Annotated in this window: 14 protein-coding genes; 8 read left to right on the top strand and 6 right to left on the bottom strand. The window is 39.8% G+C overall.

Annotation, left to right across the window (positions count from 1 at the left end):
* The 8 genes from QNK26_RS14580 to cysQ form a co-directional block, all read left to right on the top strand.
* The coding region (locus QNK26_RS14580) for a GyrI-like domain-containing protein (RefSeq protein ID WP_319224287.1) at positions 1–285 on the top strand (285 nt) is incomplete at its 5' end.
* Between the two features lie 264 nt (positions 286–549).
* The gene (locus QNK26_RS14575; protein ID WP_319224284.1) at positions 550–2007 is read left to right on the top strand and encodes an acetaldehyde dehydrogenase (acetylating); all 1458 of its coding nucleotides are present in this window, start codon (positions 550–552) and stop codon (positions 2005–2007) included.
* 459 nt (positions 2008–2466) lie between these two features.
* On the top strand, positions 2467–3522 hold the full coding sequence (gene dinB / locus QNK26_RS14570; RefSeq protein WP_319224282.1) for a DNA polymerase IV: 1056 nt from the start codon (positions 2467–2469) through the stop codon (positions 3520–3522).
* A gap of 175 nt (positions 3523–3697) precedes the next feature.
* Positions 3698–4606, top strand: coding sequence for a sulfate adenylyltransferase subunit CysD (gene cysD, locus QNK26_RS14565; RefSeq protein ID WP_319224281.1), 909 nt, complete (start codon positions 3698–3700; stop codon positions 4604–4606).
* 15 nt (positions 4607–4621) lie between these two features.
* The gene (gene cysN, locus QNK26_RS14560; RefSeq protein WP_319224278.1) at positions 4622–6043 is read left to right on the top strand and encodes a sulfate adenylyltransferase subunit CysN; all 1422 of its coding nucleotides are present in this window, start codon (positions 4622–4624) and stop codon (positions 6041–6043) included.
* Between the two features lie 9 nt (positions 6044–6052).
* Positions 6053–7783 (top strand): SLC13 family permease, encoded by a 1731-nt coding sequence (locus QNK26_RS14555; protein ID WP_319224276.1) that lies wholly within the window; start codon positions 6053–6055, stop codon positions 7781–7783.
* A gap of 7 nt (positions 7784–7790) precedes the next feature.
* Complete coding sequence (cysC, locus tag QNK26_RS14550; protein WP_319224274.1) at positions 7791–8426, top strand: adenylyl-sulfate kinase; 636 nt, start codon at positions 7791–7793, stop codon at positions 8424–8426.
* A 17-nt stretch (positions 8427–8443) separates the two neighbouring features.
* Positions 8444–9220, top strand: a complete 777-nt coding sequence (cysQ, locus tag QNK26_RS14545; RefSeq protein WP_319224273.1) for a 3'(2'),5'-bisphosphate nucleotidase CysQ — start codon at positions 8444–8446, stop codon at positions 9218–9220.
* A gap of 7 nt (positions 9221–9227) precedes the next feature.
* On the opposite strand, the gene QNK26_RS14540 is transcribed toward cysQ, so the two are convergent.
* The 6 genes from QNK26_RS14540 to QNK26_RS14515 form a co-directional block, all read right to left on the bottom strand.
* The gene (locus QNK26_RS14540; RefSeq protein ID WP_319224271.1) at positions 9228–10049 is read right to left on the bottom strand and encodes a TIGR03899 family protein; all 822 of its coding nucleotides are present in this window, start codon (positions 10047–10049) and stop codon (positions 9228–9230) included.
* 156 nt (positions 10050–10205) lie between these two features.
* On the bottom strand, positions 10206–10754 hold the full coding sequence (locus QNK26_RS14535; RefSeq protein ID WP_319224268.1) for a YtfJ family protein: 549 nt from the start codon (positions 10752–10754) through the stop codon (positions 10206–10208).
* Between the two features lie 233 nt (positions 10755–10987).
* Entirely contained in the window at positions 10988–11974 is a 987-nt protein-coding gene (locus QNK26_RS14530) for a hypothetical protein (protein ID WP_319224267.1), read from the bottom strand.
* 149 nt (positions 11975–12123) lie between these two features.
* The gene (gene metQ / locus QNK26_RS14525) at positions 12124–12930 is read right to left on the bottom strand and encodes a methionine ABC transporter substrate-binding lipoprotein MetQ (protein WP_319224265.1); all 807 of its coding nucleotides are present in this window, start codon (positions 12928–12930) and stop codon (positions 12124–12126) included.
* A gap of 31 nt (positions 12931–12961) precedes the next feature.
* Positions 12962–13618: a methionine ABC transporter permease gene (locus QNK26_RS14520; RefSeq protein WP_319224262.1), complete on the bottom strand. Its 657-nt coding sequence runs from the start codon at positions 13616–13618 to the stop codon at positions 12962–12964.
* On the bottom strand, positions 13608–14419 hold an 812-nt coding region (locus QNK26_RS14515; RefSeq protein ID WP_319224259.1), incomplete at its 5' end, for an NIL domain-containing protein. The genes QNK26_RS14520 and QNK26_RS14515, both read right to left, overlap by 11 nt.

Genomic DNA, 14419 nt, shown 5'->3' with positions numbered 1-14419 from the left:
CGTGTTCTTGGCTCTGAAAATTGTTGTATTTTGCAAAAAACAATCCTTCCTTGTCCACCAGAAAAAACTATTTTTGTTGGTGCCCAGCCTATGGCTCGGTGTTACCACATCGGTAACCATTCTACGATTAATCAGACCTATGAAAAAATAAAAGTTTGGGCGAAATTAAATAACTATTTACTCACAGATGAATGCTATGAGAGATACGTTATAGATTATTGGACTACTCAAGATAGCGATAAATTTGTAACGGAAGTTATGATACCCGTAACATCACGGTGTTGATCGTAACGAATAGAATATCGAGTAAATAGTGTATTTACAGCAATGAATAACAGCACCTGTTATGTGGTTAAACCGTGCCAGAAAAATCGGGTTCATATCACCATCACCTTGCTGTAGTCATACCTATCATTATTTAGATAATATCATTGACCTTACCCTTAAGGGGTAAGCTAATCTAATCCAGAAATAAATCCTGGAACAATAGAATTAGTATGTTTAAACGAAATACTAATTTTAACGCATCATAATTATGGGGTCTAAATAATGGTAGATAAAGATCTATTATCAATTCAAGAAGCGAGAGCTTTAGTTAGCTCTGCTCGCACAGCGCAAAGTCAGTTTTCTCAGCTAGGTCAAGAGCGTGTAGACGCTATTGTTAAAACCATTGCTGACGCTGCTGCAAAACAGGCTACAGAGCTTGCTCGCCTAGCAGTAGAAGAAACGGGTTTTGGTAAAGTAGAAGATAAAATCAGCAAGAACTTATTGGCGAGTGAAAAACTGTACACTGCCATCAAAGACATGAAAACGATCGGTATTTTGAATAACGATTTATCTAAAAAAATAATCGAAGTTGCCGTACCTATCGGCGTTATTGCGGGTATTGTTCCGTCGACAAACCCAACGTCTACGACGATTTACAAGTCTCTTATTTCGTTGAAATCGGGTAATGCTATCGTATTTACTCCGCACCCGAGTGCGAGTAAATGTATTGGGAAAACAGTCTCACTTATCCGTGACACACTTCATGCATGTGGTGCAAGTCCAGACATGGTGAGTGTTATGAGCATTCCAACAATTGAAGGTAGTGGCGAGTTGATGCGCAAAGTGGATCTTATTCTGGCAACAGGTGGTCCCGGTATGGTTAAAGCTGCATATAGTTCGGGTACGCCTGCGCTGGGTGTAGGCGCAGGCAATGTGCCAGTCTATATTGAGCGCACCGCGGATATCGAAGATGCGGTCACGAAAATACTCGCGAGTAAGACGTTTGACAATGGTACGATTTGTGCCTCTGAGCAAGCTATTATTACCGATAATATTATCGATGCGCAGGTTAGAGCTACGCTGAAAGCACAGGGTGGTTATTTCCTTCAAGGTGAATGCCTTGAAAAAGTTAAGAAAGTCATGGAACGCCCTAATGGTGCAATGAACCCAGCTATTGTAGGGAAAGATGCTCTGTATATTGCTGATTTGGCCGGTATCACAGTTCCATCGGGCACCAGACTGCTTATCGGAGCAGAGCCAGGCGTTGGTCGTGCATACCCATTCTCGAAAGAAAAACTAACAGCGCTAATCGGATACTACACAGTAGAAGATTGGAATGAAGCGTGTGAACTGTCGATTAAACTATTGCACAATGGTGGTGTAGGCCACTCACTGGCTATCCACTCTAAAGATGAAGCGGTTATCTGTGCGTTTGGTTTGAAAAAACCAGTGTCACGTATGCTGGTTAATACGCCTTCTACTCACGGCGCTGTTGGTTTGTCGACTAACTTATTCCCATCGTTTACCTTGGGTTGTGGCGCAGTGGGTGGGAGTTCGACTTCTGACAATGTAACACCAAAGCACTTGTTTGATATTCGTCGTATTGCTTATGATACTGGTGAATTGTCTTATGGTAGCAATTCTCCTATCCATAGTGCTGACGTAACATCTAAAAAAGAATCAATAAATGTCGACGCGATCACTCAAATGATCGTTAACGAACTAAAAAAAATGTCTTAATTTTAGATTAGTTAAACAAATACGTAAGAGTAAAATGTCTTTAAATAGTTCTGTCACAAATATTAAAAATTCGTGACGGAACTATTTTTCAGATAGCATTATCCTGCGAAACTATAAAACAATTCATGCAGTTGTAAATTATTGTTATTTTCAATTTGATTAAGTTTTAACATCGTCTAGACCTTAACGTCGGCGAGTGCTGCTTTAGCACCATTAAATGACTTCTAACCCAACGCCGACCGCATTTTCTTCACTCTTCGATGACGTTGTTCAACTATATTGTTGCAATATTTAATTTGTATTGGTGGTGCAATAATGTAGAAGATTTCTTTTTGAGTAAAGCAAACAAAGTTGTGTATAATATTTTATTGGTTAATTAGATTTTTTGTAAAGAGTGAATCTGCATTGACAATTTTTGATGTAGAGTAAAATGTTTTATTTGTGGTTTTTCAGTTTTTTATGACAAAAAAAATAATTCATATCGACATGGATGCCTATTTCGCGAATGTCGAAATACGGGATAATCCTGCTTATAAAGATATCCCTATTGCGATTGGTGGCATGAGTGACCGTCGCGGCGTGATCGCAACCTGCAACTATATCGCTCGTCAATATGGTGTGCGTTCTGCCATGTCTTCTTATAAGGCTATGCAGCTCTGTCCTGATTTAACATTAGTACCGTCACGTATGCAGGTATACAAAGAAGTATCTGCTCAGATCCAAGAAATTTTTTCTCGTTATACCGACTTGATAGAGCCGTTATCATTAGATGAAGCTTATTTAGACGTTACCAACTGTAAGCTATTTTCGGGTAGTGCGACGTTAATCGCTGAAGACATTCGCCAAAGCATTGAATCTGAGTTAGCACTCACTGCGTCAGCGGGGGTTGCACCGGTTAAGTTTTTGGCTAAAGTTGCATCCGATATTAATAAACCTAATGGCCTGTTTGTTATCACCCCATCACAAGTTAAATCCTTCGTTGCTGATTTACCCTTAAATAAGATCCCTGGGGTGGGAAAAGTGACTTGGCAAAAACTTAATCGTGTAGGCCTGTATACCTGTGCTGATGTGCTTAAATTTCCGGCTGAAGATATTATTGATAACTTTGGTAAACTCGGACACAGTTTGTTAGAGCGATGTCAGGGCATTGATGATCGTCCTGTTTGTAACGAACGTCATCGTAAATCGGTAGGTGTTGAGATCACCTTGCCTGAAGATATTGTTACGCTAGCACAATGCATGGCACTTTTTCCTCAGTTATATCAAACTTTACTACAACGCTTGCAAAAAGCATCGCCAAATATGCGTATCACCAAGCAGGGCGTGAAGCTGAAGTTCAATGATTTTACCCTTACTAGTAAAGAGCAAAGTATTACTACACTTGATGAACACCTTTTTACTGATTTATTTTCACAAGCACTGACAAAGCAAGAACAACGTAGTATTCGTTTAATTGGTTTATATGTCGGCCTTGCTGGCGATAATGACAGTGAACAATATAACCTACTGTTTTAGTTTCTAATTTAACTTAAGCAGTAATGTCATTTAGTATTCCATAATCTATATTTGCCATCTCTATATATCTAAAAGTTATTAAGAATCAGTTTATGTTCTTTGGCGGTTATAAGTAAAGGGGCTATATTGATCCAAACGATATGAAATTATCCAATTTGGTCTGATGGAGTAGAAGATGAATCAACAGAGGTTGACCCACCTTAAACAGCTGGAAGCTGAAAGTATCCACATAATCAGGGAAGTAGCTGCAGAGTTTGATAATCCGGTAATGATGTATTCAATCGGTAAAGACTCATCAGTGATGCTACACCTGGCACGTAAGGCTTTTTACCCAGGTAAGATCCCGTTTCCATTATTGCATGTTGATACTAACTGGAAGTTTCGCGAAATGATTGAGTTTCGCGACAAGGCAGTTGAGAAATACGGTTTTGATCTGTTAGTTCATCAAAATCCGGAGGGGCTTGCTATGGGCTGTAGTCCATTTGAACATGGCAGCTCAAAGCATACCGATATTATGAAAACCCAAGGTTTGAAACAGGCGCTGGATAAATACGGTTTTGATGCTGCTTTTGGTGGCGCACGTCGTGATGAAGAGAAATCACGTGCTAAAGAACGTGTCTATTCATTCCGCGATAAGAATCACCGCTGGGATCCAAAAAACCAACGTCCGGAATTATGGCGCACTTACAACGGCCAAGTAAATAAAGGCGAGAGCATCCGTGTATTCCCATTATCAAATTGGACTGAATTGGATATTTGGCAATATATCTATCAAGAACAAATTGAAATAGTACCACTTTATCTTGCGGCAAAGCGTCCAGTTGTCGAGCGTGATGGCGCGCTGATCATGGTTGATGATGATCGTATGAAGTTACAAGATGGCGAAAAAATCGAAGAGAAAATGGTGCGTTTTAGAACGCTCGGTTGTTACCCATTAACAGGTGCTGTGGAATCGACAGCATTAACATTGCCTGAAATTATTGAAGAGATGTTGCTGGCGACCAGCAGTGAACGACAAGGACGTATGATTGACCATGATTCTTCGGCTTCAATGGAGCAGAAGAAACGTCAAGGTTATTTCTAGGTAGGAGCAGGGTAGATGAATAGTCAAATAGCAAATGAATTAGCACAAACAGATATCGAGACCTACTTACACCAGCAGCAGCATAAAAGCTTATTACGTTTTTTAACCTGTGGCAGTGTTGATGATGGTAAGAGTAGCCTTATTGGTCGTTTATTACATGACTCGCATCAGATCTATGAAGATCAATTAGCGGCGTTGCATGTGGATAGCCAAAAATCAGGTACCACGGGTGAAGCAATTGATTTAGCCTTATTAGTGGATGGTCTTGCGGCTGAACGTGAGCAGGGTATTACCATTGATGTGGCGTATCGTTATTTCTCGACCGCAACGCGTAAGTTTATTATTGCGGATACGCCGGGACATGAAGAATATACCCGTAATATGGCAACGGGTGCCTCAACTTGTGATCTTGCCGTTATCTTAATTGATGCGCGTAAAGGGGTATTAACCCAAACTAAACGTCACTCGTATATTGCATCGTTACTGGGTATTAAACATTTTGTTGTTGCCATTAATAAAATGGATCTGGTTGATTTTTCTGAACAGCGTTTTGAACAGATCAAAGAAGAGTATTTAGGTTTTACTGAAAAACTAAATGACATTACCATCGAATTTACCCCGTTGTCGGCATTGCTTGGTGATAACGTCGTTGATCGTTCAATACGTACACCTTGGTTTAATGGGCGTACATTATTAGAATGCCTAGAAGCGGTTGATACCTCTGATGGCACACTTGATAAGCCATTTCGCTTGCCTGTGCAATACGTGAATCGTCCTAATTTGGATTTCCGTGGTTTTGCCGGTACTATTTCTGCGGGGCAAATTAGCGTAGGTGATGAAGTGGTTGCTTTGCCATCAGGTAAATCAAGTACGGTTAAATCGATTGTTACTTTTGATGGCGAGCTAACTTCTGCGCATCAAGATCAAGCGATCACGTTAACACTGACTGACGAAATTGATGTTAGCCGTGGTGATATCTTGGTATCAACGGCACTGCAGCCAATATTGTCAGATTCACTTGTTGCAAACGTGGTATGGATGTCTGATCAAGTGCTTGAAATTGGTCGTCAATATGACATTAAATTAGCCAGTAAAAAAACTACGGGCCAATTTACATTAATCCGTAATAAGGTTGATGTGAATACTTTAGAAGAGTCAGCGGCGACAGAACTTGCACTGAATGAAATTGGTTTATGTGAGTTAACCCTTACGGAAGCCGTGCCTGCTGATAACTATCAAGACGTTGCTGATACCGGTAGCTTTATTGTCATTGACCGATTAACTAACGTTACCGTTGGCGCGGGTATGATAGAACAAGTACAAGATGCTACAGCGAGCACTCAGTCACATGAGTTTAGTGCGTTCGAAGTCGAGCTGAATGCGTTAGTACGCAAACACTTCCCAAAATGGCAAGCTATCGATATTAGCAAGCTGTAGGATGTTGTTATGAATGTGATACAGGGAAGTATTTTAGTCACTCTGGTGATCTTTATAGGTTTACTTATTTCAGGTAAGTTTCGACCTTCAAGTTTATTCGGTGGCATGGTCATTTTAGCTTACTTGTCTGGCTCTATTGAGATGCCACAAGTGATGGCTGGATTTACCAATCCTTCTCTTATCACATTAATTTTATTATTATTGATTTCGATTACCATTGAAAAAACACGCTTAATCAGTTGGGTTGGACGACAGTTATCCACTGGTCGTTTCACTGTGGTGGTGGCTAAGTTAGGTTTTTCTACCGCACTATTATCTTCTTTTACTAACAATACCGCTGTTGTGGCATCACTGATTGGTGCGGTAAAGCGTAATAATACCCATGCGCCTACTAAATTACTTATTCCACTCTCTTATGCGGCGATTTTTGGTGGCACTCTTACTTTGATTGGTACCTCGACCAATCTTATTGTGAATAGTTTTGTGGTGGATGCTGGGCTACCTTCATTAGGATTCTTTGAATTTTCGCTCATCGGTTTAGCGGGCTTTCTGGCTGGTATGGTTGTGCTTATTACCATGAGCCATCGATTACCCGACCACAGCCAAGATGACAGTGATGAATTAGTGTATTTTTTAGAAGCGCATGTAAAACCAAATTCAGAGTTGGTTGGCAGAACGATTGCGGAAAATAATTTACGTGCGTTAAAGCAGTTATATCTAGCCGAAATACTGCGAGACGGTGAGGTTATTTGTCCAGTCTGCCCGGAAGAAATATTGCAAGCAAACGATCAACTGCTGTTTTGTGGTGACGTTGATTCCGTTGGTGTGCTGCAAGATATCAAAGGACTGAAATTATTTGGCCAAGGCGCACTTAATGGCCAGCATTTGGTTGAAGTGATTGTCAGTCATTCCTCAAAACTAAACGGCCTAACCCTAAAAGAAAGTAAATTTAGAGAACATTTTGATTCTGTGGTAGTGGCCATTCGCCGCGGTCATAGTCCGTTGCGTGGTGGCTTAGGTAATGTGCGCTTGCGAGCTGGCGATACTTTATTATTAGCGCCAGGTGCTGAGTTTAAAAACAGCAAAGATTTGAGCCGAGATTTTGTTGTCGTCAGTGGTTTAGATGTAGCGACACGATTAAGTGATTATCGCAGTATTGGGGTATTGGTGGGTTTTGTTACCACTATCGGCCTCGCGCTCACTGGTACTTTGCCCTTGCTGAAGGGCCTAGTCGTTTTCGTGCTGTTACTCTGCATGAGTGGCACATTGTCAGTGCAAGAGATCCGCCGACGGTTACCGATTGATTTATGGATCGTGGTTGGCAGTGCATTAGCGCTCTCGAATATGCTGCAGACAACAGGGGTATCTGACCTGTTAGCGGATTCTTTACTGCGAGCTTTTAATGGTTGGGGTGTATTAGCTGCATTTATCGCTACTTATTTTGCCACGTTATTATTAAGTGAATTAATCACCAATAACGCTGCCGCTGCGCTGGCATTTCCAATCGCATTTAGTCTTGCGCAAAGTTATGGTGTGAGTGAATTGCCTTTTATTATGGCGGTTATCTTCGGCGCTAGTGCGAGCTTCATCTCGCCTTATGGTTATCAAACAAATTTAATGGTTTATAGTGCCGGAAATTATGCATTATCAGACTATCTTAAGCTCGGAATACCGACATCGATTGCCTATTCCACTGTGGTATTAGTAATGATCCCCTATGTATTCCCATTTTATCTGTGAGTGTGTAATGACAACAATTATCAAGGAAAGTGATGCTGACACAACAGCAACTGACAATATCGTATGGCATCAGCATACGGTTGATAAAGCCGCAAGAGCAGCAAACAAGCAACAGCAACCTTGTGTGCTCTGGTTTACTGGTTTAAGCGGTTCGGGCAAATCGACTGTCGCTGGTGCACTTGAAAATGAGCTGCATAAAGCGGGCTACCATACCTATTTATTAGACGGCGATAATGTACGTTTTGGCTTATGCGGAGATTTGGGCTTTAGCGATGATGATCGTAAAGAGAATATACGCAGAGTGGGAGAAGTGGCAAAGTTAATGGTTGATGCGGGTGTTATTGTATTAACAGCGTTTATCTCTCCGCATCGCCAAGAGCGTGAATTAGTCCGCTCATTACTCGGTGATAGTGAGTTTATTGAAATACATGTGGATGCTGATCTTGCGACTTGTGAGCAGCGTGATCCAAAGGGGCTTTATAAAAAAGCACGCGCAGGTGAAATCAAGAACTTTACCGGTATTGATTCTGTCTATGAAGCGCCAATTGAACCAGAGTTGTATTTAGATAATGGTAATAACCCTGTATCTATGTCGGTTCAACAAATAATGAACTATCTTGCCCAGCAAGGTCATATTAAGTAGGGAGTAGTCGTAAATAAATGGACAATTCAAAGGATAGCTCAATCGATCATTTAGTCAGCCGGATTAATGATATTGCAGTGGCTGCGGGACAAGAGATTTTAGAGATTTATCAACGTGATTTTCATGTTGATATGAAAGATGATAATTCACCAGTGACCGAAGCTGATATTGCGGCCAATGATATTATCGTCGCAAGTTTACGAACTATCACTCCTGACATCCCAATCTTATCGGAAGAAGGTGCAAGTATCCCTTGGGATGAGCGCAAGCAATGGCAAACCTTCTGGTTAGTTGATCCGCTTGATGGCACTAAGGAGTTCATTAAGCGTAATGGTGAATTTACCGTTAATATCGCCTTGGTTCATAATCAGCAGCCAATACTCGGCGTCGTGTATGCGCCTGTCTTAGATAAACTTTACTATACGACGAGTGAAGGCGCGTTTTTATTGCATGATGGCAATACAACGAAATTAAGCGCGTTACCGATACCCGATAATGACCCTGTTAAAGTTGTTGGTTCTCGTTCTCATGCAAGTCCTGAAATGGCTCTGTATTTAACGCGCTATAAAGATACTGATATTATTCCGGTTGGCAGTTCACTGAAGTTTTGTTTGATTGCCGAAGGCAGTGCACATTGCTATCCACGCTTAGGCCCAACATGTTGGTGGGACACTGGTGCCGGACATGCGGTTGCGTGCGCTGCTGGCGCTAACGTTGTGCAACTTGATGGTTCACCGTTATTGTATAACCATCAAGAATCGGTATTAAATCCATTTTTTGTAGTAGCTAAATAATGCCCTTTTAAAAATGGAACGCGTTACGTAAATGACTGGTTAACTCTGAAAAGTACTCTTCCTTACTTTCATGAGGAATGAGTTTAGCCAGTTCATCACCAATATTAGTAAAGCGATAATACTTCATACGCGATGAACGGTTCTTTACTTTCATGGTTAATGTCTCTTGCCCGTAGCTTATTGGTAGATCTTTATCTAACGGTAAGTTAACCATTTCTAATTCATTTTGATGTACTAACCCCAATTCAGACAAGGTTAAAAAACTACTATAAGGTAGTTTATGTCGACCTAAATTAATCGATTTAAATTGCGGTTTGTTGAATAATAAGAAACTTTTACTGTTATCTTGGCAATGTAATACAATCTTACGATTAGTGTCATGACCGATTTGTGAGCTTAAGTTACAGGCGACTTGAAACATTTGCGCTTCACGCTGGGTCATTTGGTTGAGAGTACGTAATGATTTTACTGAAAAGCTACCGGGGTGACTGAGTTCTAACGCAAAAATTTGTCCCCATAAGGTTTGCATATGCGGACCTGAAATGTCTTTTGCCATTGACATAAAGGCTGTGAGCCAGTCTGGATCTATATTTTCACTGGTCACGTCATCACAAAAGTTATTCGCACGCATAACAATACTTTCTAGGTTTTTCTGCTGCTTGATCTGTTCTTGATTCAGCCGCTGAATGGCTCTGTGTTCAAATGTGGTATGTTTATTTACCGTTAACATGCCATCGATACCTCTATCTTTGGCTACCTTACGTAATTGTTGAATACTGTTTAGAATATTCGATTCAGGTTTATTTATAGGGTGATCATTTACTGACATGGTTAACCTAAATTAGATAAACAAATTTGAGGTCTTATTTATAACGGATATTCGGTAGAAAGTATTGCTTTTGAATAAATAAATCGAAGATAGCGGGGATTTATAGTCGGTAGATAATAGTAAAGGCCAGTTATTTAAACTGGCCTTTACTGGAAATTAGATGTTGGCGTTGATCATACCCATCACTTCTGTGATTTCGTCTTTAGTTAGAGCGCCGTCTTTACTAAATAATACAGTACCTTCTTTATCAATCAGGAAGATTGCAGAGCTTTTTTCTTCAAGAGCTAGTTGATTAAGTGTATTACCACTAGCGTCGATAACAAAGATTGCAGTTGGGAACTCTTCTTTGTTGTCTTTGAGTGAACTGTTAACAAGCCCACTCGTTCCCCACATCGCGTCATCAGTATTTACAATTGTTGCTGTATTATATACTTCAGGTGAGAAGTTGGCATCGGCGATCACTTCCATCAGTGGATCATTCAGCTCTTTAGATGCAGTTCGGCCAGCGAGGTGCTGTACAACCATAACGCGGCCTTTCAGTTCGTCAGAAGACCAATCACGATAAGAAAATTTGCCCTGGGCTAGTATTACTTCACCTTTATCTGCAATGTTGATCTGTGGTAGGTGTTCGCCTACCACTACGCTAGATGCAAAAGAGATAAACGGAGTTAAAGAAAGTGCTACGACGGCGATGAGTTTTTTCATTTTTAAACATTCCTTGATTAAATTGAAAGGATTAGAGTATATGCTCTAGACTGTCTGCTAAAGGTATAAAATATTGCTAAAACAATAAAGGAAAACTTGCTCAATTGTTGATCTCAATAACTTTTACATGAAAATTGACCATGTTAATTGTTATTTTTGTGATGTTAGTAGGTATGATATTCTTTTAAATTTATGGTTTAGCGCATACGAAGAACATCGCTTGGATTGTAAAACTAATATAATGATTCACTAATTAATTCTGTGTTTGAGGAAAGCATTTTATCTAATTTTATTTTCGAGCCAGATATAACCGTGTATTGGTTTTGATTAATGATGATCTTTTGCCCTTCTACACCACTCTTACTATCAATCGTTAGCCATACTGGTGAAACACTGCCAATGCTGTCTGAGGGATAAAGCATAAAAAGCTCATACTCTGGTGCAAGTTGACTGATGAGTGTTGCCAGTAATAATACTTTTTCATCACTGTCTGCTTCGTTAGTTTTTAGCACGCTAATAGGCGAAAAAAAACTATCGTCATGTTCCCCTCTATCTGGGATTGCGTAAACCCAATGTTGGGCATTTTTAACTGCAGTGGTCAACGACTGTTGCTTAGAAAGCTGCGTTGCGATGTCTTTTAGGTATGATCTATACTCATAAAAAAGTTGAGAGTAGTTAGGCCTGACACAAGGTAATTCGGCGTTGTCAGGATGAACACAAGGGGTTATTTTAAGGTGATAGAAAGCATCATTTTGATATTGATTATAGGCTTGCCAAAACAGCTGTGATGCATTGCTTTCATCTTTATTGGTGAATGCGTATTTTATATCGGTGATCTTTTTTTGATCATCAGGGGTATAAAAATTAATTCGTTCGATGGCAAACTCAAGCCTTGGTGTCAGATAGGTATGAATTGCCTTGATTGGGTAACTTAATGAAAAAGACAGTTTATAGCTGTCTAGTAATGATGTTTCGACAATGTCAGTATCGAAAAATGATTTTACTTTCAAATTTTTACCGTCGACATCTGTCCACTGCCAGTTTATCGAAAATGAATTGGTTTCACTGTTTGGCAAATTAATTACACTGGACGAAAATAGATTGTTTCGCTCATCGGTATTTACTGATAGTGAGGCCATCACTGGGCCAGAAAGCAACATCATGAAACTTGTAGCGATAGAAGACCACAGCGATATTTTGTGTAAGGAAAAGTGGGGCATTGCATGAATCTCAGATAATGAGCGATTCACTAAGCTTGGTAGATAATGTGATTGATATCAAAAAAAATACAGAATATTTTTGTTATCAATCACACCTTGTCTTAATTATTCAGGTTGTTTTACTGTTTAGAATACGAAGTAAATACCGATTACCAGCCTTTTACGATAGCACTGTTAAAGAGTTTGTTCGCTTCATCATACACTTCTTGAGTTTGGAATGCGGTGATGAACTGTTTTACTTTTTCAGAGTCTTTATTATCATTACGTGCAACAATTAAGTTTACGTATGGTGATTCTTTATCTTCAACGAACACACCGTCTTTAGTTGGCGATAAACCAATCTTAGTCGCAAATGTTGTATTGATCACAGCAAGTGTTACGTCTTGTAAGTTACGTGCTAATAATGCTGCTTCTAATTTGATAATTTCGACACCAAATGGATTTGCTATAATATCGAGTTCTGTTGCTTTAATACCAGCGCCTGCTTTCAGTGCAATGATTCCTTGTTGCTCCAATAACAATAATGAACGACCTAAGTTAGTTGGATCATTTGGCACAGCAACCTTGTCACCTTCTTTTAATTCATCAACTGTTTTAATTGATGTTGAGTAAGCGGCAATTGGGTAAACAAATGTATTAGCTACTGATGTAATATCATAACCACGCTGTTCGATTTGCGCATCTAAATAAGGCTTATGTTGGAAAGCATTTACATCAATACTACCTTCTGCTAGAGCACGGTTTGGCGTTACATAATCGGTAAAAGTTACAATTTCAATATCAAGGTTGTATTTCTCTTTAGAAATTTTCTTTGCAATTTCAACTATTTCAGCTTCAGGGCCGGCCATTACACCCACTTTCAATACTGTCGACTCTTTATCGCCGCTACATGCAGTTAATAGTACGCTTGATGCGATTGCTGCTACTGATACTAATTTCTTTAGTGAAAATTCCATGCTTATTGCTTCCTTTAGTTTTTAAGATTTATTATCTGTGGTCGACTTTACTTACTAAGCGTTCACCGATTGATTGAATAATCTGTACGATGATCACTAGTAAAATAACGGTAATTAAAATGATGGTTGGATTAAAACCAATGTAACCATGCTGAATACCAACATCACCCAGACCACCACCACCAACAGTCCCCGCCATTGCAGAGTAATTAACTAATGTGACTAACGTGATAGTAATGCTGTTGATAATCCCCGGCATTGCTTCTGGGATAAGTACTTTTATTATAATTTGTAGCGGTGTTGCCCCCATTGTTTGCGCTGCTTCGATTAAACCTGCTGGTACATCTAATAGTGCCCCTTCAATTAATCGGGCAATAAAAGGAATTGAAGCCACTGTTAATGGCACTATCATCGCCCCTGTACCGATTGATGAACCGACAATAAAACGTGTAAATGGTATAATCGCAACAAGTAAAATAATGAAAGGTACAGAACGTCCGACATTGACAACAATACTAAGTGCGCTATTTAATTTTTTGTTCTCTAAAATACCGTTGGCCTTGGTTATGTGTAACAAGATCCCTGTTGGCATACCAAGTAAACAGGCGATTGCCGCAGCAATACCGACCATAACTAGTGTTTCAATGGTGGCGTTAAAAAGTAAACTAATCATTTGCTCAGTCGACATAACCGATAACCTCTACATTAACTGCATGTTGTTGGAAAAAAGCTTTTGCCGCGATAGTGTCTTTTTTGTCACCGATTAGTTCTGCGAGCATATAGCCAAATTTGATGCCGCCTGCAAATTCAATATCAGCACTTAAAATATTTACATCGACGTTTAAAGTTCGACTTACTTCTGAAATAACCGCTGAGTCAACACTATTACCAGTGAAACCTAAGCGAATTAAAGGCATTGAATTATCTTTTCGATTTAACGACAGACGTTGTTTGTATTCCTCTGGGATCTCAAGATTGATGGTTGCTTCAATAAAAGTCTGTGCTAATGCCGTTTGTGGGTTAGCAAAGAATTTTGCCACCGTATTTTGTTCAATGAGTTCGCCTTGATCGATAATCGCTACTTTATGACAAATGTTTTTTACCACTTCCATTTCGTGAGTGATAAGCAGAATGGTGAGGCCAAGACGTTCATTAATGTCTTTCAATAAGGTTAAAATTGATTTTGTTGTGCTTGGATCAAGTGCTGATGTTGCTTCATCACAAAGTAGTACTTTAGGCTCTGAAGCTAATGCTCGTGCAATCGCAACACGTTGCTTTTGGCCGCCACTCAATTCGGCTGGATAAGCGTTATGCTTTGCTGCCAAACCAACCAATTCTAACAGTGGTGTGATCTTGAGAGTTATTTCTGCTTTATCAACACCGGCTAATTCCAACGGTAGTGCAACGTTATCAAACACAGTTCGTGATGATAATAAGTTGAAATGTTGAAATATCATGCCGATTTGACGTCGTGCAGTACAAAGCTCTG

Source organism: Moritella sp. (genome assembly GCF_033791185.1).
Classification (GTDB): domain Bacteria; phylum Pseudomonadota; class Gammaproteobacteria; order Enterobacterales; family Moritellaceae; genus Moritella.
Note: the sequence above shows the minus strand (reverse complement) of the source record. Positions and strands in the feature narration are given on the sequence as shown.

What these genes read in the sequence shown, in the direction of transcription:
- QNK26_RS14520 (WP_319224262.1), bottom strand. Translation starts at nt 13,618, where the DNA reads ATGTCGACTGAGCAAATGATTAGTTTACTTTTTAACGCCACCATTGAA.
- QNK26_RS14555 (WP_319224276.1), top strand. Translation starts at nt 6,053, where the DNA reads ATGAATGTGATACAGGGAAGTATTTTAGTCACTCTGGTGATCTTTATA.
- cysQ (WP_319224273.1), top strand. Translation starts at nt 8,444, where the DNA reads ATGGACAATTCAAAGGATAGCTCAATCGATCATTTAGTCAGCCGGATT.
- cysN (WP_319224278.1), top strand. Translation starts at nt 4,622, where the DNA reads ATGAATAGTCAAATAGCAAATGAATTAGCACAAACAGATATCGAGACC.
- QNK26_RS14575 (WP_319224284.1), top strand. Translation starts at nt 550, where the DNA reads ATGGTAGATAAAGATCTATTATCAATTCAAGAAGCGAGAGCTTTAGTT.
- metQ (WP_319224265.1), bottom strand. Translation starts at nt 12,930, where the DNA reads ATGGAATTTTCACTAAAGAAATTAGTATCAGTAGCAGCAATCGCATCA.
- dinB (WP_319224282.1), top strand. Translation starts at nt 2,467, where the DNA reads ATGACAAAAAAAATAATTCATATCGACATGGATGCCTATTTCGCGAAT.
- QNK26_RS14540 (WP_319224271.1), bottom strand. Translation starts at nt 10,049, where the DNA reads ATGTCAGTAAATGATCACCCTATAAATAAACCTGAATCGAATATTCTA.
- QNK26_RS14535 (WP_319224268.1), bottom strand. Translation starts at nt 10,754, where the DNA reads ATGAAAAAACTCATCGCCGTCGTAGCACTTTCTTTAACTCCGTTTATC.
- cysC (WP_319224274.1), top strand. Translation starts at nt 7,791, where the DNA reads ATGACAACAATTATCAAGGAAAGTGATGCTGACACAACAGCAACTGAC.
- QNK26_RS14530 (WP_319224267.1), bottom strand. Translation starts at nt 11,974, where the DNA reads ATGCCCCACTTTTCCTTACACAAAATATCGCTGTGGTCTTCTATCGCT.
- cysD (WP_319224281.1), top strand. Translation starts at nt 3,698, where the DNA reads ATGAATCAACAGAGGTTGACCCACCTTAAACAGCTGGAAGCTGAAAGT.